Annotated in this window: 16 protein-coding genes; 12 read left to right on the forward strand and 4 right to left on the reverse strand. The window is 68.5% G+C overall.

Annotated elements, in window-relative coordinates:
• The first annotated feature begins 42 nt into the window (after positions 1 to 42).
• From OO69_RS46885 to OO69_RS46900, 4 genes are all read left to right on the forward strand, one after another.
• Positions 43 to 1275: a hypothetical protein gene (locus tag OO69_RS46885; protein WP_420707974.1), complete on the forward strand. Its 1233-nt coding sequence runs from the start codon at positions 43 to 45 to the stop codon at positions 1273 to 1275.
• An 86-nt stretch (positions 1276 to 1361) separates the two neighbouring features.
• On the forward strand, positions 1362 to 1649 hold the full coding sequence (locus OO69_RS46890; protein ID WP_033287166.1) for a hypothetical protein: 288 nt from the start codon (positions 1362 to 1364) through the stop codon (positions 1647 to 1649).
• Positions 1646 to 2653: a phosphotransferase family protein gene (locus OO69_RS46895; protein ID WP_033287167.1), complete on the forward strand. Its 1008-nt coding sequence runs from the start codon at positions 1646 to 1648 to the stop codon at positions 2651 to 2653. Before OO69_RS46890 ends, OO69_RS46895 begins: the two co-directional genes overlap by 4 nt.
• Positions 2650 to 3342, forward strand: coding sequence for an SMI1/KNR4 family protein (locus OO69_RS46900; protein WP_051801829.1), 693 nt, complete (start codon positions 2650 to 2652; stop codon positions 3340 to 3342). Before OO69_RS46895 ends, OO69_RS46900 begins: the two co-directional genes overlap by 4 nt.
• Here the strand turns inward: OO69_RS46900 and OO69_RS46905 are convergent.
• The 4 genes from OO69_RS46905 to OO69_RS46920 are packed head-to-tail and all read right to left on the reverse strand — an operon-like array spanning position 3323 to position 7182.
• The gene (locus tag OO69_RS46905; RefSeq protein ID WP_033287168.1) at positions 3323 to 4093 is read right to left on the reverse strand and encodes a succinate dehydrogenase/fumarate reductase iron-sulfur subunit; all 771 of its coding nucleotides are present in this window, start codon (positions 4091 to 4093) and stop codon (positions 3323 to 3325) included. The two genes, OO69_RS46900 and OO69_RS46905, sit on opposite strands and share 20 nt — an antisense overlap.
• On the reverse strand, positions 4090 to 6033 hold the full coding sequence (locus OO69_RS46910; protein WP_033287169.1) for a fumarate reductase/succinate dehydrogenase flavoprotein subunit: 1944 nt from the start codon (positions 6031 to 6033) through the stop codon (positions 4090 to 4092). The genes OO69_RS46905 and OO69_RS46910 overlap by 4 nt, the downstream gene beginning before the upstream one ends.
• Positions 6034 to 6051: 18 nt before the next feature.
• Positions 6052 to 6873 (reverse strand): hypothetical protein, encoded by an 822-nt coding sequence (locus OO69_RS46915; protein ID WP_033287170.1) that lies wholly within the window; start codon positions 6871 to 6873, stop codon positions 6052 to 6054.
• An 18-nt stretch (positions 6874 to 6891) separates the two neighbouring features.
• On the reverse strand, positions 6892 to 7182 hold the full coding sequence (locus OO69_RS46920; protein WP_019058435.1) for a hypothetical protein: 291 nt from the start codon (positions 7180 to 7182) through the stop codon (positions 6892 to 6894).
• Between the two features lie 293 nt (positions 7183 to 7475).
• Here OO69_RS46920 and OO69_RS46925 point away from each other — a divergent pair, with 293 nt between their 5' ends.
• The 8 genes from OO69_RS46925 (at position 7476) to OO69_RS46960 (ending at position 19324) form a co-directional block, all read left to right on the forward strand.
• On the forward strand, positions 7476 to 9641 hold the full coding sequence (locus OO69_RS46925) for an ABC transporter family substrate-binding protein (protein WP_033287171.1): 2166 nt from the start codon (positions 7476 to 7478) through the stop codon (positions 9639 to 9641).
• A 105-nt stretch (positions 9642 to 9746) separates the two neighbouring features.
• Complete coding sequence (locus OO69_RS46930) at positions 9747 to 10331, forward strand: hypothetical protein (RefSeq protein ID WP_078652907.1); 585 nt, start codon at positions 9747 to 9749, stop codon at positions 10329 to 10331.
• 153 nt (positions 10332 to 10484) lie between these two features.
• Positions 10485 to 12392: a translational GTPase TypA gene (typA, locus tag OO69_RS46935; protein WP_033287173.1), complete on the forward strand. Its 1908-nt coding sequence runs from the start codon at positions 10485 to 10487 to the stop codon at positions 12390 to 12392.
• 685 nt (positions 12393 to 13077) lie between these two features.
• Positions 13078 to 14112, forward strand: a complete 1035-nt coding sequence (locus tag OO69_RS46940) for an ABC transporter permease (protein ID WP_033287174.1) — start codon at positions 13078 to 13080, stop codon at positions 14110 to 14112.
• Positions 14113 to 14237: 125 nt separating this feature from the next.
• On the forward strand, positions 14238 to 16046 hold the full coding sequence (locus tag OO69_RS46945) for an ABC transporter substrate-binding protein (protein WP_033287175.1): 1809 nt from the start codon (positions 14238 to 14240) through the stop codon (positions 16044 to 16046).
• Between the two features lie 94 nt (positions 16047 to 16140).
• Entirely contained in the window at positions 16141 to 17121 is a 981-nt protein-coding gene (locus tag OO69_RS46950) for an ABC transporter permease (RefSeq protein ID WP_033287176.1), read from the forward strand.
• 8 nt (positions 17122 to 17129) lie between these two features.
• Complete coding sequence (locus OO69_RS46955; RefSeq protein ID WP_033287177.1) at positions 17130 to 18191, forward strand: ABC transporter ATP-binding protein; 1062 nt, start codon at positions 17130 to 17132, stop codon at positions 18189 to 18191.
• 11 nt (positions 18192 to 18202) lie between these two features.
• The gene (locus tag OO69_RS46960) at positions 18203 to 19324 is read left to right on the forward strand and encodes an ABC transporter ATP-binding protein (protein WP_033287178.1); all 1122 of its coding nucleotides are present in this window, start codon (positions 18203 to 18205) and stop codon (positions 19322 to 19324) included.
• The last annotated feature ends 572 nt before the right edge of the window (positions 19325 to 19896 follow it).

Below are 19896 nucleotides of genomic sequence, written 5' to 3' on the forward strand. Positions count from 1 at the left end.
CGTGTAGGGGGTTCGGGTTCGGGTTCGGGGTCGGAGTCGGGGATGGGCTCGGGGCGAGGGGGTGTGGGGGAAGGGGAACCGGAGATCGGGAGGCGCGGCGGGAGCGAAGCGACGGACGCGCCTGCGGCGACGGACGCGCCTGCGGCGACGGACGCGCCTGCGGCGACGGACGCGCCTGCGGCGACCGATCCACCCGAGGTCGCCGACGGCGGCGTACCCCCACAAGGGCCACCCGCACCCGACGACGAAAGCAGTACGGGTGGGCGGGGTGGGAAAACCAAGTGGGTTCGGCGGAGCCTCGTCGCGTTTGTGCTTGCCCTGTTGCTGCCCGCCCTCGGTGCCGAGATCGCCCTGCGCCTGAATTACACCGGTGAGCCAGCCGACGGTACGTACACCCGGGGTCAGGACGCGATCTGGCTGGGGCACGCCTGGGTGGACGGGCGTAAGACCGACGCGGACTTGGCAGCGCTGGCCAGGAGGCTCAAAAGCACCGGTATCCGGGACCTGTACGTCCATTCAGGCCCCCTGGAGCACGACGGCACCCTCCCGGAGTCGGACTACCCGAGGGCGGCATGGCTGATCGAGTCGGTGCACAGGGAACTGCCCGGGGTCCGGGTGCAGGCCTGGCTGGGTGACAAGCTCGCCACCGAGAGCCCGGACGGCCTGCGCCTGCAGAACCCCGCGACCCGTACCGCCGTCGTCACCTCGACCCGCCAGATCCTCGCCGCCGGCTTCGAGGGCGCCCACTTCGACCTGGAACCCCTCCACTCGGGCGACGCCGACTACCTCGACCTCCTCGACAGACTCCACGAGGTCACCCAGGCCAACAACGCCCAACTCTCCGTCGCCGCCCACCAGATCGACCCCCTCCCCGCCTTCCACTCCTTCTGGGGCACCGTCACCAACCACCCCAAGTGGTGGTCCCAGGCGTACTTCGGCCAGGTCGCCCGCCGGGTCGACCAGATCGCCGTCATGTCGTACGACACGATGCAACCCCTCCAGAGCCTCTACGGCGGCTACGTCGCCCAGCAGACCTCCCTCGCCCTGGAGGTCACCCCGGACGACACCGACCTCCTCATGGGCCTGCCCTTCTACCACGAGAACCGCTTCGGCCACCGCGGCTCCGCCGAGACCGTCCCCGCCGCCGTACGCGGCGTCCGCCTCGGCCTGTCCCGCACGGACGCGCACCGTACGAACTTCGGCGTCGCCCTGTACGTCGACTTCGCGGCGACGGAGGCGGACTGGACGGCGTACCGGGAGGGCTGGGTGCGTTGAGCACGAGGTCAAGTGTGCTGAAAACACGGCGCTGTTCACAGCCGAGGATGCGATGATCTGTCACGTCCGACGGGGGATGGTGGGCGATGGTGTTGACATGGCTGGCCGCGGTGGCCTTGCTGCTGATGGCGGTACTCGGAGTCTTCACGGTGGCGACCGGCTGGATGCCGCCGCCGGCGCGAGGCAGGGTCGTACGGCCCGAGTTGTGGGGACTCGGCGCGCTGACCTCGGCGCTGGGCATGGGGACCGGCCTGTCCCTGCACTGGTGGGCGGATTCCCTGACGATGGACAACCTGGGCGGCGCGACGGCGTTCGCACTGATCATCCTCGGCGGTGTACTGCAGTGGCGCGCGCAGCGCCCCGGAACCCTGTGACCGCCACCCGCAAGGAACTCACCCTCGCCGACCTGGCCCCGCCGGCCCGCGCCGCCCTCAACCGCACCCCGACGGCTGTCACCCGCCTCCGGGGCGGTTCGAAGAAGGGCGTCTACCGCCTCGCCTTCCGGGACGGTTCGACCGCCGTGGCCTACGTCTGGTCCCCGGACGAGGACCTCTGGGACGCGGGCCCCGGCGACCCCCGCGACCCCTTCTCCCACGCCTCCGGCCTCACCCTCTTCACCGCCGCGGCCAACCGCCTCGCCGCAGCCGGCGTCCGCGCCCCGCGCCTCCTCCACGCCGACCCCACGCACACCCACCTCCCGGCGGACGTGGCGATCGTCGAGGACCTCCCGGGCGGCACCCTGGAGGACCTGCTGGACGGCGACCTGCCCGCCGTATCAAAGACAGAGGCGCTGAAGCGGACGGCGGCCCTCCTCAACACCCTGCACGCCTGCACGGGCCCGCGCTTCGGGAAGGTCGCGGTCGTGGACAACGGCGGTTCCTCGTACGGCGGTTCGTGCGAGGCGGTCGTAGCCGAACGAGCCCTGAGCGACCTCGACGAACTACCGGCACGCGACCCACGAGCAGCAGCCGCCCACCCCCAACTGTGCGATGCGATACGCACGTTGGCCTCCCAAGTCCGACCCCGCACCGGACCCCCCACCCTCATCCACGGCGAACTCGGCCCCGACCACGTCCGCGTGACCCCCGACGGCGACCTCGCCCTCATCGACATCGAGGGCCTGATGTACTTCGACGCCGAGTGGGAACACGCCTTCCTCCGCCTGCGCTTCGGCCCCCACTACGACGCCCTGCGCACCGAGGACACCCCGGCCCTCGACGCCAACCGCCTACGCCTCTACCGCCTGGCGATGCACCTCTCCCTAGTGGCCGGCCCCCTCCGTCTCCTGGACGTCGGGGACTTCCCCGACCCGGAGTTCATGCGCGGCATCGCGGAACACAACCTCCAGCAGGCGCTGTCCCTCGCGGCGCGGACGTGACCGGCGTCGACGTCTGGGCGGGCGTACGCGAGCGGGTCCTGGCGCTGAGCGCGGCTCCGCACCGGGACAAGGTGTTCGGCGCGCACGAGCATGCCTTCGAGCCGGCAGACGTCCTGACCGGGCATCAAGTCGCCGACATCGAGGCCCGGTTGGGCATCCGTCTGCCCGACGAGTACCGGACCTTCCTGCTGGAGGTCGGTGCGAGCGGGGCGGGCCCCGCGTACGGGCTGCTCCGCCCCGACCCGGAACGCGAGCCCTGGCGCAACGGCACCGAACCGCCCGTCGTCGACCAGGACTTCGCCGACCGCCTCGCCGCCCACTCGGACGTCGAGCCGTACGACGGCGCGCCGGGAGCACCCGCCGACGAGCGGGAGCGGCGGGCGGCGTACGAGACCTGGGAGCGGGAGTACGACACCCTGGACGAACAGCTCGCGGTCGGCACCCTCTGTCTGAATCACCAAGGCTGCGGCTACTTCACGCTTCTCGTCCTCAACGGCCCCCGGCGCGGCACACTTTGGGACGACCTCCGGGCCGCCGACGAGGGCATCGTGCCGTTGCAGGGCGCCCGAGCCGGCTTCGCGGGCTGGTATCTGGCCTGGCTCCGGGACGCGGAGCGCTACGCGTGGGGAGACGAGCGACGAGAACAGCCGGCCCCAGACCGCGCCCACCCTACGAAGAACGCCTCCTGATCTTCGACCCCAGCCACACCAACGGGTCGTACTTCCGGTCAACTGCCCTTTCCTTCAAGGGAATCAGCGCGTTGTCCGTGATGTGGATGCCCTCGGGGCAGACCTCGGTGCAGCACTTGGTGATGTTGCAGTAGCCGAGGCCGTGTTCGTCCTGGGCGGTCTTCTTGCGGTCGAGGCCGCTCTCGGCCGCCGCGTCCAGCGGGTGCATGTCCAACTCCGCGACCCGCATGAGGAATCGGGGTCCGGCGAACGCCGTCTTGTTCTCCTCGTGGTCGCGCACGACATGGCACGTGTCCTGGCACAGGAAGCACTCGATGCACTTGCGGAACTCCTGCGAGCGGTCGACGTCCTCCTGCATCATCCGGTACTCGCCGGGCGCGACCCCCTCCGGCGGTACGAACGCCGGAACCTCCCTGGCCTTCTGGTAGTTGAAGCCGACGTCCGTGACGAGGTCGCGGACGACGGGGAAGGCGCGGAGCGGTGTGACGGTGATCGTTTCCTCGCGGGTGAACGTCGACATGCGGGTCATGCACATCAGCCGGGGACGGCCGTTGATCTCCGCCGAGCACGAACCGCACTTGCCCGCCTTGCAGTTCCAGCGCACGGCGAGGTCGGAGGCCTGGGTGGCCTGGATGCGGTGGATGATGTCGAGGATCACCTCGCCGTCGTTGACCTCGACCTTGTAGTCCTCCAGGCCGCCGCCCTCGACGTCCCCCCGCCACACCTTGAAGCGGGCCTCGTAGCTGCTCACTCGTAGAGCTCCTCTTCGGCGAGGTACTTGACCAGCTCTTCCTTCTCGAAGAGGGCGAGCAGGTCGGCGCGGATGGGTTCGGTCGTCTCGCGGGTCAGGCTGATCTGGCCGGACACCGGGTCGGTGGCCGCCAACCCGCCGTTGGGATGGGTCAGTTGGCAGATCAGGTTGATGCGGCGCCAGTCGCGGTTCATGCCGGGGTGGTCCTCGCGGGTGTGCCCGCCGCGCGACTCCGTGCGCTCCAGCGCGGCCCGCGCCACACACTCGCTGACCAGCAGCATGTTCCGCAGGTCCAGCGCGAGATGCCAGCCCGGGTTGAACTGCCGGTGGCCCTCGACCCCGGCGCGGCGGGCTCGTACGCGCAAGTCGGCGAGTTTCTCCAGCGCCTGTTCCATCTCGCCCTCGCGGCGGATGATGCCGACGAGGTCGTTCATGGTCTGCTGGAGTTCCTGGTGGAGGGTGTACGGGTTCTCCGGCGGACGGCCGTTCTCCTGGCCGGGTTCCGGGCCCTCCGCCGAGAACGGGCGCAGGGCTTCCGCCGCCGCCAGGTCGACCTCCGTGTCGTCCACCAGCGGGCGGCTGTCCGCCAGGTCCGCCGCGTGGTCCGCCGCGTGCCAGCCCGCCCGGCGGCCGAACACCAGCAGGTCGGACAGGGAGTTGCCGCCGAGCCGGTTGGAGCCGTGCATGCCGCCGGCCACCTCACCGGCCGCGAACAGGCCCTCCACTCCGCGTGCCGCCGCGGTGTCCGAGTCGACCGCGATGCCGCCCATCACGTAGTGACAGGTCGGCCCGACCTCCATCGCCTCCGCCGTGATGTCGACGTCGGCCAACTCCTTGAACTGGTGGTACATGGACGGGAGTCGGCGCCGGATGACCTCCGCCGGCATCCGCGTCGACACGTCCAGGAAGACCCCGCCGTGCGGTGAGCCGCGGCCCGCCTTCACCTCGGAGTTGATGGCGCGGGCGACCTCGTCGCGGGGGAGCAGTTCGGGGGGACGGCGGTTGGTGTCGGGGTCCTCGTACCAGCGGTCGCCCTCGGCCTCCGACTCGGCGTACTTCTCCTTGAAGACGTCGGGGATGTAGTCGAACATGAACCGCTTGCCCTCGGAGTTGCGCAGCACCCCGCCGTCACCGCGCACCGACTCGGTGACGAGGATGCCCTTCACGGACGGCGGCCAGACCATGCCCGTCGGGTGGAACTGCACGAACTCCATGTTGAGCAGCGGCGCCCCGGCGAGCAGCGCCAGCGCGTGCCCGTCGCCCGTGTACTCCCACGAATTCGACGTCACCTTGAAGGACTTGCCGATCCCGCCCGTCGCGATCACCACGGAGGGGGCTTCGAGGACCATGAAGCGGCCCGTCTCGCGCTCGTAGGCGAAGACCCCGGAGACCCGGCTGCCGTCCTTCAACACCCTTGTGACGGTGCACTCCTGATAGACCTTCAGGCGGGACTCGTAGTCACCGGTCTCCTTGTGGTCCTCCTGCTGGAGCGACACGATCTTCTGCTGGAGCGTGCGGATCAGCTCAAGTCCCGTACGGTCGCCGACGTGTGCGAGGCGCGGGTACTCGTGGCCGCCGAAGTTCCGCTGGGAGATCTTGCCGTCCTTAGTACGGTCGAAGAGGGCGCCCCAGGTCTCCAACTCCCATACCCGGTCCGGGGCTTCCTTCGCGTGCAGCTCCGACATGCGCCACTGGTTGAGGAACTTGCCGCCGCGCAGGGTGTCGCGGAAGTGGACCTGCCAGTTGTCGTGCTCGTTGACGTTGGCCATCGCCGCCGCGATGCCGCCCTCGGCCATCACCGTGTGGGCCTTGCCGAACAGCGACTTGCAGATCACCGCCGTACGGGCACCGCGCTCGCGCGCCTCGATGGCGGCCCGCAGACCGGCGCCACCGGCACCGACCACGACGACGTCCCACTCCTGTCGCTCGACCACGGACATCAGAAGGCCCCATCCAATCTAAAAGAAGCGCGGATCATTGAAAGCTCCGGATGCGACCAGGTACACGTAGAAGTCGGCAGCCGCGACGCTGATCAACGACGCCCAGGCCAGCTGCATGTGACGGTTGTTCAGCTTCCCGACGAACTTCCACGCCTTGTAGCGCACGGGATGCCTGGAGAAGTGCTTGAGCTTGCCGCCGACGATGTGCCGACAGGAGTGGCAGGACAGGGTGTACGCCCAGATCAGCACGATGTTGGCCACGAAGACGAGGGTGCCCAGGCCCATGTGGCCCCAGTGGTAGTGCTCGTCGCGGAAGGTCAGCACGGTGTCGTACGTCAGCGTGCCCGCCACCAGGAGCGCCGCGTAGAAGAAGTACCGGTGGACGTTCTGCAGGATCAGCGGGAAGCGGGTCTCACCGCTGTACTTCTTGTGCGGCTCGGCCACCGCGCAGGCGGGGGGCGAGGCCCAGAAGCCGCGGTAGTAGGCCTTGCGGTAGTAGTAGCAGGTCAGCCGGAAGCCGAGCGGGAAGATCAGGATGATGATGGCGGGGGAGATGCCCCACCAGCTCCCGAAGAGGTCGGCGTTCGGGCCCGCGTGCATGGTTCTGCAGCGGTCGGCCAGACAGGGCGAGTAGAACGGCGAGACATAGGGCGCCGAGTAGTAGTTCGAGTCCGCGAAGGCCCGCCAGGTCGAGTAGACGACGAAGGCCAGCAGACCGGCGGCGGTGACGGCCGGGGCCAGCCACCAGCGGTCGGTCCGCAGATGCGGGGCGTCGATCGCGGCGCGCGTCCCGGTGTGGACGCCGCCGCTCTTCGGTTGGGGTTCCGTACCAGTGGCCAAGTCAGGACTCCGGTCGGTTCAGGGTGCGTGGCGGTCGTGGGCGCCGAGTCCTTCGTCGTCCGAGTCCGTCCACAGGGTGTTGTCGTAGGGGGTGTCGGGGATGGAGACGAGATCGGGGCGCCGGGGGCGCTCGATCCCTGGTGCGGCGTCACGCAGCAGCGCGACGCTCTCGCGCAGCCGGTCGGCGTCGGCCTTGACCCTGCGCATCTCCAGGCCGCCGCTGCCGAATTGGTTCTCCAGCCGCCCCACCGACCTGAACAGGTCGTCGAGACAGCGCTGGACTGACGTCAGTTCGTCGTGCACGGACATGACGTGACCTCACTTCCGCGGGCGTCGGCCCTGGACGGCAACGTTCATGCGCCTGCGAGTGTTGCGCGCCACACCTACCGGTGGGAAGCGGTGTGCACGGATTGGCCGGGGTGCGTTGGTGTGTACGGGGGCAGATTCGAACATTGCGCCGCACGGGTGGGCTTCCCGGCGCCCCTCGCCGTGTCGCCCTTCATGGCCGAACCGTTTCCTCTTCAGTGGCCGCAAAGATCTGATCAGCTCCATATACGCCCATAAGTGATCAGAAGTCCCGCGGCTTACCGGAGGTAGCAGTGATGTCCCACGACGGCGTCAGACTGCGCGCGGTCATGCGCTCGGTCGCCTTCCTCACCGCGGGCGCGCTCGCGGTGACCACCCTCGCGGCGTGCAGTTCCGAGGACGAATCGGGCAAGCCGCTGGCCGGGCAGGACATCGCGCCGGTCGGCCGTGACCTGGTCGCCGACGGCGGCACCCTGAACTGGGCCGTCGACGACGTACCGGAGACCCTCAACACCTTCCAGTCGGACGCCGACGACACCACCACCCGCGTCGCGCAGGCCGTGCTGCCCGCGATGTTCCGGCTCGACGCGCAGGGACGCCCGCAGCGGGACGCCGACTTCCTGGAGTCCGCGAAGGTCGTCGACACCGAGCCCAAGCAGGTCGTCCTCTACAAGCTGGCCCAGCAGGCCGTGTGGAGCGACGGCCGCGAGATCGGAGCCGCCGACTTCGCCGCCCAGTGGCGCGCCCTGTCCGGCAAGGACTCGGCGTACTGGACCGCGCGCAACGCCGGTTACGACCGCATCGAGAAGATCGAGCGCGGCGCCAACAACCTCGAGGTCAAGGTCACCTTCAGCAGGCCGTACGCCGACTGGAAGGCGCTGTTCTCGCCGCTGTACCCCAAGGACGTCATGGGCACCCCGGACGCCTTCAACGACGGCGCGCGCCGCAAGCTGAAGGTCACCGCCGGCGCGTTCGGACTGCAGAAGGTCGACCGCAAGGACAAGGAGATCGTCCTCGCGCGCAACCCGCACTGGTGGGGCCGGCCCGCGAAGCTCTCCGAGATCGTGCTGCACGCCGTACCGCTCGACAAGCGGGCCGCTGCGCTCGCCGACGGCACGGTCGACCTGGCCGAGATCGACCCCGCCGACGCGAGCCGGATCGCCCTCGCGGGCCGGGCGAAGGGGACGAGCACCCCGCTGCAGGGCGCGAGCCCGGCTGGCAAGGACGAGAACAAGAACGAGAGCCGGCAGAAGAAGAAGCTCAGCAAGAAGGAGCGCAAGGCGCTCGCCAAGTACCTGCGCCAGCAGGACGAGTTGCGTGCCTTCACCGTCCGCCGCTCCCTTGAGCCCGCGTACACGCAGCTCGCGCTGAACGGCTCCGAAGGCCCCCTCCGCGACGAGCGCGTCCGGCGTGCGGTGGCCCGCGCGCTCGACCGCACCGAGCTGGCGAAGGTCGTCCTCAAGCCGCTCGGTCTGCCCGCCGTACCGGTCGGCAGTCACCTCGCGCTCTCCGGGCAGGCCGCGTACGCCGACAACAGCGGCGCGCTCGGCGACCACGACACCGCGGAGGCGCAGGCGCTGCTCGCCGACGCCGGCTGGGTGCCCGGCGGACCGCTCAAGGACAAGGGCGAGAAGGCGGCCGGTTCCGAGGGCAAGAAGGGCAAGAAGTCCGACGACGAGGCCGAGTCCGAGGGCGGTTCCGACGGGCAGTACATCGTCGGCGAGGACAACAAGGACCCGCAGGACCACACCAAGAAGCACGGGCACGGTGATGAGGGCTCCAAGCACCTCGCCGACGGCAAGCAGTACGACGGCCGCAAGGTGAAGCAGGGCGGCGCGCCCGGCGCGTACGCCCCCAAGGGCACGGCCGCCCCGGCCGGCGCGAAGACCGGGCCGCTCGCCAAGGACGGCAAGCCGCTCACCCTCCGCTTCGTGCTCCCGTCCGGCACCGGTTCGGAGTCGCTGGGCGCGGTCGCCGACAGCATCTCCCGGATGCTGGAGAAGGTCGGCATCCGCACGGAGATCACCAAGGTCTCCGACGACAGCTACTTCAAGGACCACATCGCGTCCGGCCAGTACGACCTCGCCCTCTACTCCTGGCCCGCGTCCGCCTACCCGGCCACCGACGCGCGCCCGATCTTCGCCAAGCCGGTACCGGCCGCGGACGGCTCCCTGAACGTCGAGCAGAACTACACCCGCGTCGGCACCGACCAGGTCGACCAGCTCTTCGACCAGGCCGCCTCGACCCTCGACCAGGACGAGTCCGCCGCCCTGGTCCGCAAGGCCGACGCCCGCATCTGGGCGGCGGCCGGCTCGATCCCCCTCTACCAGCGCCCCCAGCTCACGGCCGCCCGCAGGACCGTCGTCAACGCCGGCTCCTTCGGCTTCCAGACCCCGGTCTACGAGGACATGGGCTTCCTGAAGAAGGGCGCGCACCCCTCGGCGAGCCCGACCAAGGACTAGGGATTAGCATCACCCGCACATGACGAGCACGGCCGCCGTCCCGCAGCTACTTGCGGGGCGGCGGTCGTCGTACGGGGGTGGGCTGTGCGGGGTTGGGGAGCGGCGGTGGCCGTGGTGGTGCTGGGCGTGGGTTCGGCGGGCTGTGGTGTCACGGCGGGTGCCGGCCGGCTGTCCGCCGACGCGGCCACGATCTGCGCGCACGGGACGTACGCCTGGTCCGGCATCCGGCACGTCGAGCGGCTGACCGGGCTGCCCGACCGGATCACGTACGCCGACGGCGGGTACCAGGGGGTCATCGAACCCGTCTCCGGCACCGTCTACCGCCCCACCGTGACCCATCCGCCCGAGGGGGTCGGCCCCGCCCGGGTGATCAAGGCCCTGGGTGCCCACCTGAAGACGGACGAGCCGCTCGCCGGGCCCTCCGAGAGGGCCGGGGGTGAGGAGACGGATCTCTTCAACGAGATCGGCGGATCCCGGCAGCCGTACTACACCTGGGAGTCGATCGACCTGGTTGAGGCCGACTTCACTTATACCTGCGGACTGAACCAGCCGGTGCACGGCCACGTACACACCTGGGACACCTACGGCGGCGGGTTCCTGCCCTGCTCCGAGCCCTCCGAGGGCGCCCCGGCCAAGGTCGCCGCCGCGAAACTGTGCCCCGCCGGGTCCCGTGCCGTGACGGGCGTCTGACCCCTCCCGCCGCCACCCGTAAGGCCCTGCGGAGGCCCCGTCCCCGTACGCCACGTACGATGGGGTAAGGCCGTGGCGTGTCCAGCCCGGCAGGGTCCGCGTAACACAGATGTACGCGCAGGCCTTCCTCACTCTCCGGGAGTTCGCCGCAATATGGCCACGCGCCACGACATCCGCAACGTCGCCATCGTCGCCCACGTCGACCACGGGAAGACGACCCTCGTCGACGCCATGCTGAAGCAGGCCGGTGCCTTCGCCGCGCACGCCGCCGAATCGCTCGACGACCGAATGATGGACTCGAACGATCTGGAGCGTGAGAAGGGCATCACGATCCTGGCCAAGAACACGGCCGTGAAGTACCACCCGAAGGATGGCGGCGACGTCATCACCATCAACATCATCGACACCCCGGGCCACGCCGACTTCGGTGGCGAGGTCGAGCGCGGTCTGTCGATGGTGGACGCGGTGGTGCTGCTCGTCGACGCGTCCGAGGGCCCGCTGCCCCAGACCCGCTTCGTGCTGCGCAAGGCGCTCCAGCAGCGCCTGCCCGTCATCCTCTGCATCAACAAGACGGACCGCCCGGACTCCCGGATCGACGAGGTCGTCAACGAGACGTACGACCTGTTCCTGGACCTGGACGCGGACGAGGAGCAGATCGAGTTCCCCATCGTCTACGCGTGTGCGCGTGACGGCGTGGCCTCGCTGACCAAGCCCGAGAACGGCACCGTCCCGCAGGACAGCGACAACCTGGAGCCCTTCTTCTCCACGATCCTGTCGCACGTCCCGGCCCCGCAGTTCGACGAGGCCGCCCCCCTCCAGGCGCACGTCACCAACCTGGACGCGGACAACTTCCTCGGCCGTATCGCGCTGCTCCGCGTCGAGCAGGGCGAGCTGCGCAAGGGCCAGACCGTCACGTGGATCAAGCGCGACGGCACGATGTCCAACGTGCGCATCACCGAGCTGCTGATGACCGAGGCGCTCACCCGCAAGCCGGCCGAGATGGCGGGCCCCGGTGACATCTGCGCCGTGGCCGGTATCCCGGACATCATGATCGGCGAGACCCTCGCCGACCCCGAGAACCCGATCGCGCTGCCGCTCATCACGGTCGACGAGCCGGCGATCTCCATGACCATCGGTACGAACACCTCGCCGCTGGTCGGCCGCGGCGGCACCGGCAAGGGCGCCACCGCGAAGGCGGCCGTCAAGGACCGCAAGGTCACCGCCCGCCAGGTCAAGGACCGCCTGGACCGCGAGCTGATCGGTAACGTCTCGCTGCGCGTGCTGGACACCGAGCGTCCCGACGCCTGGGAGGTGCAGGGCCGCGGTGAGCTGGCGCTGGCCATCCTGGTCGAGCAGATGCGCCGCGAGGGCTTCGAGCTGACCATCGGCAAGCCGCAGGTCGTCACCCAGCAGGTCGAGGGCAAGACGTACGAGCCCGTCGAGCGCATGACGATCGACGTGCCCGAGGAGCACATGGGCGCGGTCACGCAGCTCATGGGCGTCCGCAAGGGCCGGATGGACAACATGTCCAACCACGGCTCCGGTTGGGTCCGCCTCGAGTTCGTCGTCCCGTCCCGCGGTCTCATCGGCTTCCGTACGGAGTTCCTGACCGGGACGCGCGGCACGGGCATCGCCCACTCCATCCACGAGGGCCACGAGCCGTGGTTCGGCGTGCTGACGACCCGTAACAACGGCTCGCTGGTCGCCGACCGCGCCGGTGCCGTCACCGCCTTTGCGATGACGAACCTCCAGGAGCGCGGTGTGCTGTTCACCGACCCCGGCACCGAGGTGTACGAGGGCATGATCGTCGGCGAGAACTCGCGCGCCGACGACATGGACGTGAACATCACCAAGGAGAAGAAGCTCACCAACATGCGCTCGGCCGCCGCCGACTCGTTCGAGGCGATCGTGCCGCCGCGCAAGCTCTCCCTGGAGCAGTCCCTGGAGTTCTGCCGCGACGACGAGTGCGTCGAGGTGACCCCAGAGGCCGTTCGCATCCGCAAGGTCGTCCTCGACCAGAAGGAGCGCGGCCGCTCCGCGAGCCGCGCCAAGCACGGCTGACGCATACGATCGCAGGCCGTTCCAGGCGCTGTTACCGGCCAACTGAGCCCGGGTGCCCCCATCTTGGGGGTGCCCGGGCTTTTTGCAACCGAATTAAGCCCCGTTTCCCGAGGCGGTCTGTCCGTAATGCGGAGATCCTCGCCCGATACCCATGTAACAAGTCCGTTTCGTGGCCTTCTCGCATCGAACAGTTTGTCCATGTTTTGGAAGATGTACGGGCGAGCTGTGACTGAATTGAGATTTAAAGACAGTGGTCGGCACCTGGCGCATGGCAGATAGTTAGCCGCGTAGCGCTCGGGTCAATGGGTCACCGCGCCGTGGGGACGGCGCCGACTCGCGAGCACCAGGGGGTGTCTGACCCTCCGCCAGGGGTGGCGGGGGAAAGACGTGAACCCCCTCCTGTTGGTGAACACGTGGAGTCATGAGGAGGAGCCCCATGCGTGGTGTCACGAACGCCAGGTGGGACACGCCGTCCGTCAGTAGCAACTTCGCCCGCCCATACGGAGATTGGCTCTGAGGAGTCGGCCGGCGGTCTAGTGCCGCCGTTCAACTACGCGCGTCCGGCTGCGGGATCTCCCGCGGCACCGGGACGCTCCGGACCTCTTTCCTAGCTCCGAACGGTGATCGCGCACACCCTGCGCCGGTCGCCCGCTCGGCACACCCACACCTGTGAAATGGGCGAACAGTGACAAGTCCTATCGACATTGAGGGCGGCGGAACCTCGGTCGTCGTCGACGGCGAACCAGGGCCGCAGGCGGAACCCGAGGCCAAGAAGATGGAGGGCCGGTCGCCCGGCCAGCTGATGTGGATCCGCTTCAAGCGCGACCGCACCGGCGTGATCTCGGCCTACGTCGTGGCCTTCTTCTTCCTCGTCGGGCTCCTCGCACCACTGATCTCCAAGCTGTACGGCAAGGACCCGTACACCGTGTACGCGGACGAACGCCCCGAGCTCTTCGACAGCGCGGGCGTCCCGCTGCAGCCCAACGGCGGGATCAGCAGCCAGTTCTGGTTCGGCCTCGAACCGGGCAACGGCTACGACGTGTTCACCAAGCTCCTCTACGGCATCCGCACCTCGCTGATGATCTCCGTCTGCGTGACGGTCGCGACCGTCCTCACCGGCATCCTGCTCGGCGTCGCGGCCGGCTTCCTCGGCGGCAAGTCCGACTACTTCATCAGCCGGGTCATCGACTTCCTGCTGGCCTTCCCCGCCCAGCTGTTCTTCATCGCGAGCATGCCCGTCGTGGTCTCCCTCTTCGTGAGCCCGACCGACGAGACGCCGACCTACGTCCGTGTCGTGGCGCTCATCGCGGTGCAGTGGTTCCTGGGCTGGATGAGCCTCGCCCGCATTCTGCGCGGCACCAGTCTGGCCCTGCGCGAACGGGAGTTCATCGAGGCGGCCCGGGTCAGCGGAGCCTCGTCCTGGCGGATCATCAGCAGAGAGATCCTGCCGAACGTGGTCACGCCGATCCTCGTGCAGTCCACGTACATGCTTCCCGGCTTCGTGACCGCCGAGGCCGGCCTGTCCTACCTGGGCGTGGGCATCGTCGAACCGACGCCGGACTGGGGACAGATGTTCTCCAAGGCGTCCACCGAACTCGTGATGTCGAACGACATCACCTACATGTTCTTCCCGGGTGTCTCGATGATCATCTTCATCGTGGCCTTCAACCTGCTCGGGGACTCGGTCAGGGACGCCTTCGATCCCAAGACGGCACGCTGACCGTCCGTTGGTGGGCGTCCTCGCCCGGATACCGCACGGCAACACAGCACAGCGATCCAGCACGGCGATCCAGCACGGGAATTCCTTTGTGCACTGGTGACACACAGATGGGTGGAAACTGAGTGATGAGTAGGGGCGGACGCCACGTATACGCCGCGCTCTCCGTGCTCGCGGCCGGGGCTCTTGTGCTCACCGGTTGCAGCAAGGGCGGCAGCGACGCGAGCGACAACAACAAGCAGGACAAGGAGAACGCGGCAAGACAGCAGAAGTCGATCAAGTTCGGCGACACCGCGGACTCCACCGGACCGGCCGCGGCCGTACCGGGCGCCAAGTCGGGCGGCACGATGGAGGTGCTCCAGCGTGACAGCTACGCCCACCTCGACCCGGCCCAGATATACGTCTCGGACGAGGGCTCGCTCGCGACCCTGATCCACCGGGGTCTCACGGGCTACAAGACCACGACCAACGACGGCAAGGGCCACGAGGTCGTCGGCGACCTCGCCACCGACTCCGGTACCACCACGGACGGCGGCAAGACCTGGAAGTACACGCTCAAGGACGGCATCAAGTTCGCCGACGGCACGCCGATCACGTCCGCGGACTTCCGCCAGACCTTCGAGCGGCTCTTCGCGCCCTTCATCAACCAGGGCCCGTCCTACCTCCAGCAGTGGCTGGCCAACACCTCCGGCGCCGACTACCGCAAGCTGCTGCCGGACGGCCCGTACAAGGGCAAGCACCTGCCGAGCAGTGTCCTGGAGACGCCGGACGCGAAGACCATCATCTTCCACTTCAAGGCGCCGCACTCGGACCTGCCGTACGCGCTCGCCATGGCGGGCTACGCCGTCGTCTCCGCCAAGGGTGACACCCAGGCGAAGTACGACAAGTCGCCGGTGACGAGCGGCCCGTACAAGATCCAGTCGTTCAAGTCCGGCAAGTCGATGGTGCTCGTGAAGAACACCAACTGGGACCCGAAGACGGACCCGATCCGCCACCAGTACGTGGACCAGTTCAACTTCACGTTCAACCAGCAGTTCGAGACGTCGACGAAGGCGCTCCTCGCGGACAGCGGCGCGGACCAGACCGGCATCAGCTTCAACAACCAGGTCGACGCGGGCAACCTGTCCAGCGTCCTCAAGGACCCGAAGCTGAAGTCCCGCACGGTCTCCGGCTACCAGCCGTACGTGGGACAGATGAACATCAACAACAGCCACGCGGCCATGAAGGACAAGACGGTGCGCGAGGCCATCGCCTACGCGCTGCCCATCACGCCGTTCCTCCGTGCCTTCGGCGGCACCGACGCGATGGAGGTCGCCGGCGGCACCATCAGCCCGACCGTCTCCGGCTACAACGCCGCGTTCGACCCGTTCGGCAAGAAGAAGAAGCCGGCCGGTGACCCGGAGAAGGCCAAGGCGCTGCTGAAGAAGGCCGGCAAGCTCGGCATGAAGCTGACCTTCGGCTACACCAACACCCCCGAGGGCCAGCAGTACTCCACCGCCATGGCGGCGGGCCTGAAGAAGGCCGGCTTCAACGTCCAGCGCCAGGAGATCCCGGCCGAGACCTACTACGACCAGGTCAGCAAGCTGGACAACAACTACGACATCTTCCACACCGCGTGGGGCGCCGACTGGCCGTCCGCCTCGACCGTCGTCCCGCCGCTCTACGACGGACGCGGCATCGCCGACGGTGCGCAGAACTACTCGCAGGTCAACGACCCCAAGGTGAACGCCGACATCGACGCGGCGAACAAGATCACCGACCCGGTCAAGGCCGCGGCCGCCTGGGAGAAGATCGACGAGTACCTCGTGAAGGACCTCGTCGCCTTCGTCCCGACCGCGTACTACAAGCAGACCCAGATCGCCGGTTCCAAGGTCGGCGGCCTCGTCTACGACGACGTCATCGGCGGCGTCGACCCGCGTCGCCTGTTCGTCAAGTAACCGCCGTCCGTCCGGCACCCGGTGCTCCCGCCCCGCTCCGGGGCGACGCACCGGGTGCCGGGCGGCCCGCCGACGTCAGAGAGCTGCCCCTGTCATGCTGCGCTTCCTCGTCCGCCGGTTCCTCGGCGCCGTCGTCATCCTCTTCCTGCTGAGCATCGTCACGTTCCTGCTGTTCTTCGGGATGCCACGCGACCCGGGCCTGCTGATGTGCGGCAAGACCTGCAACCCGACCAGCCTCGCGAACATCCACCACGTGCTCGGCCTCGACAAGCCGATCAGCACGCAGTACGGGATCTTCCTGAAGAACCTCGTCATGGGCAGCAGCGGCTTCGCCCAAGGCCCCTGCCCCGCCCCGTGCTTCGGGTACTCGTACCACACCAACGACCTCGTCTGGGCCACGCTCATCGACCGGCTGCCCACCACGGTCTCGCTCACCCTCGGCGGCGCCTTCTTCTTCCTGCTCATCGGTCTCGGCACCGGCCTGCTCGCCGCCTGGAAGCGCGGCACGATCATCGACAAGACGGCCACGGCCGGAGCGATGGTTCTCAGCTCGATGCAGATCTACTTCCTGGGCCCGCTGGCACTGGCGCTGCTGGTCTATCAGACCCACATCTTCGACAAGCCGGCGTACAACAACTTCACCGCGAACCCGGTCAGTTGGTTCACTGGGCTGATCATCCCCTGGGTGGTGCTGTCCACGATCTTCGCGGCGCAGTACACCCGTATGGCGCGCTCCGCGATGATCGAACAGCTCCAGGAGGAACACGTCCGTACGGCCAAGGCGAAGGGCATGTCCCGCAGATACGTCTTCTTCCGCTACGCCTGGCGCGGTTCGCTGATCCCCATCGTCACCATCTTCGGCATCGACCTGGGCGCACTGCTCGGGGGCGCCATCATCACCGAGTACACCTTCAGCCTGCCGGGCCTCGGCAACCTCGCGGTCCAGGCCGTGTTCTACAGCGACCTGCCGCTGCTGCTGGGCGTGATGCTGTTCTCCGCCACCATGATCCTTCTCTTCAACATCATCGTCGACGCCTGCTACGCCTTCATCGACCCGCGCGTGCGGCTGGCCTAGGAGCACTCGTGACCACATTGACCAAGGAAGCCGGAGCTCCCTCGCCGGCCGACGCGGGTGCCTTTCTCTCGGTGCGGGACCTGCACGTCAGCTTCAAGACCGAGGACGGCGTCGTCCGTGCCGTCGACGGTCTCTCCTTCGACGTCGCGCGCGGCAAGACGCTGGGCATCGTGGGGGAGTCGGGCTCCGGCAAGTCCGTCACCAACCTGACGATCCTCGGCCTGCACAACCCGATGTTCACCACCGTCGAGGGCGAAATCCTCCTGGACGGCCAGGAGTTGACCACGGCCCGCGAGTCCGAGATGGAGAAGCTGCGCGGCAACAAGGTCGCCATGATCTTCCAGGACCCGCTGACCGCGCTCTCCCCGTACTACACGGTGGGCCGCCAGATCGCCGAGCCGTACATGAAGCACCTGGGCGCCTCGAAGAAGGCCGCCTGGGCGCGCGCGGTGGAGATGCTCGGCAAGGTCGGCATCCCCAACCCGAAGGAACGGGCGAAGGACTACCCGCACCAGTTCTCCGGCGGTATGCGCCAGCGCGCGATGATCGCCATGGCACTGGTCTGCGACCCCGACCTGCTGATCGCCGACGAGCCGACCACGGCCCTCGACGTCACGGTCCAGGCCCAGATCCTCGACCTCCTGAAGGACCTCCAGCAGGAGTTCGGCTCCGGGATCGTCTTCATCACGCACGACCTCGGCGTGATCGCCGACATGGCCGACGACATCATGGTGATGTACGCGGGCAACGCGGTGGAACGCGGCTCGACGAACGAGGTCCTGCGCTCACCCCAACACCCCTACACCTGGGGCCTGTTGAACTCCATGCCCCGCCTGGACTCGGACCTGAGCGCGCCCCTGGACCCGATCCCCGGCGCCCCGCCCTCCCTCCTGAACCCGCCCTCGGGCTGCCGCTTCCACCCCCGCTGCACCTTCCAGGACCGGGTCGGCGGCACCCGCTGTGTCACCGAACGCCCGCTGCTCGCCCCCGACCGCGCCTCGGCCTGCCACCTCACGGCGGACCAGAAACGCAGCATCTTCATCGAAGAGATCAAGCCCCGACTGGGCTAGGAGGAGACGTCATGACAGAGGACCTCGTCCTGCCCGCCCCGCGCGACGCGGTACCGGAAGCCTCCGGCGACCCGTTGCTGGTGGTGGAGGGCCTGACCAAGCACTTTCCGGTGAAGGGCGGCTTCCCGATCCGGCGTACGGTCGGTGCCGTGCAGGCCGTCGACGGCATCGACCTGACCGTGCACGTGGGCGAGAGCTTCGGCCTGGTCGGTGAATCAGGCTGTGGCAAGTCCACGACGGGCCGGCTGATCACCCGCCTGCTGGAGCCGAGCGCGGGCCGGATCACCTACAGCGGCCAGGACATCACCCACGCCTCCCGCAAACAACTGGCCCCGATCCGCTCCGAGATCCAGATGATCTTCCAGGACCCGTACTCGTCGCTGAACCCGCGGCAGACGGTCGGCAAGATCATCTCGGGCCCCATGGAGATCAACAACATCCAGCCGGAAGGCGGCCGCGAGGCGCGCGTCCGCGAACTCCTGGAGATCGTCGGCCTCAACCCCGAGCACTACAACCGCTTCCCGCACGAGTTCTCCGGCGGCCAACGCCAACGCATCGGCGTAGCCCGCGCGTTGGCCCTCGAACCCAAACTGATCGTCGCGGACGAACCGGTCTCGGCCCTGGACGTCTCGATCCAGGCCCAGGTGGTGAACCTCCTCCAGGAGGTCCAGAAGGAACTCGGCATCGCGTTCCTGTTCATCGCCCACGACCTCGCAGTCGTACGACACTTCTCGCACCGCGTGGCGGTCATGTACCTCGGCAAGATCATCGAGGTGGGCGACCGCGACTCCATCTACACCCGCCCCCGGCACCCCTACACCCACGCCCTGCTCTCCGCGGTGCCCGAGGTGAACCTCAGCGACAACGAAACGGTTGGCCGCGAACGCATCCGCCTCGCCGGCGACGTCCCCTCCCCGATCTCGCCCCCCTCCGGCTGCCGCTTCCGCACCCGCTGCTGGAAGGCCCAGGACAAGTGCGCGACCGAGGAACCACCCCTGATCCAGATCGAGGGCAACCGCCCCGCCCACCTCACGGCCTGCCACTTCCCGGAGGAGCCGACGATCGAGGCACGGGACGAAGACATCGTGCTGGACCCGGCGTTGGCCGCGCTGGAGGAGTCGCTGGAGGACTAGGGGTTGCTGCGACCCGGAGTTGCGAAGTGACCGTCGGGCCGCCCGCTTCTTGTCAGTGTCGGGATTGCGGGAGCCGAGTAAAGGGCGCTCCGCTGCGCTACGCGTCGCCTTCGGCGATTCCGCTGCGCTCCACCCGCCAGCACGCCGGGCCGGCTAAGCGGCCAACGGTGAGTGGGTGGGGTCGGAGGTCAAGTTGGGGGCGAGGTGGCGTGCTGGCGTATCGCCTGCGCGCGGGCCGGCTTAGCGGCTACCTGGCCGGTGGGGACCTCCCGAACCGGTTCTGGGTGGCGGCTCGGGCGATGACCCAGGCGGCGCCCCCCGTCTGCCGATCGGTCGGCCCTTCCGGGACACCTGGTCCGCAGAAGTGTGACAGTCGAAGCGGAAGTGTCACACTTCCCAGCCCCACACACCCCCGGCCCCCGGCCCCGCCCTCTCTGGAAGCCGGGGTCATTTCTAACCAGTTAAATCCTGCGAGGGTGGTTAGGTTTGCCCCCGGCTTCCAGCAACCACCCACCGGGGGTTGGCCGCTGAGCCGGGGTGGCGTGCTGGCGAGACGGCAGCGCGCACGCTCG

It is taken from the genome of Streptomyces sp. NRRL F-525 (assembly GCF_000716605.1).
GTDB lineage: Bacteria > Actinomycetota > Actinomycetes > Streptomycetales > Streptomycetaceae > Streptomyces.

Excerpts from the sequence above, each read along its gene's own strand:
- OO69_RS46950 (WP_033287176.1), top strand. The coding sequence starts at position 16,141 with ATGCTGCGCTTCCTCGTCCGCCGGTTCCTCGGCGCCGTCGTCATCCTC.
- typA (WP_033287173.1), top strand. The coding sequence starts at position 10,485 with ATGGCCACGCGCCACGACATCCGCAACGTCGCCATCGTCGCCCACGTC.
- OO69_RS46945 (WP_033287175.1), top strand. The coding sequence starts at position 14,238 with ATGAGTAGGGGCGGACGCCACGTATACGCCGCGCTCTCCGTGCTCGCG.
- OO69_RS46920 (WP_019058435.1), bottom strand. The coding sequence starts at position 7,182 with ATGTCCGTGCACGACGAACTGACGTCAGTCCAGCGCTGTCTCGACGAC.
- OO69_RS46885 (WP_420707974.1), top strand. The coding sequence starts at position 43 with ATGGGCTCGGGGCGAGGGGGTGTGGGGGAAGGGGAACCGGAGATCGGG.
- OO69_RS46960 (WP_033287178.1), top strand. The coding sequence starts at position 18,203 with ATGACAGAGGACCTCGTCCTGCCCGCCCCGCGCGACGCGGTACCGGAA.
- OO69_RS46910 (WP_033287169.1), bottom strand. The coding sequence starts at position 6,033 with ATGTCCGTGGTCGAGCGACAGGAGTGGGACGTCGTCGTGGTCGGTGCC.
- OO69_RS46890 (WP_033287166.1), top strand. The coding sequence starts at position 1,362 with ATGGTGTTGACATGGCTGGCCGCGGTGGCCTTGCTGCTGATGGCGGTA.
- OO69_RS46925 (WP_033287171.1), top strand. The coding sequence starts at position 7,476 with ATGTCCCACGACGGCGTCAGACTGCGCGCGGTCATGCGCTCGGTCGCC.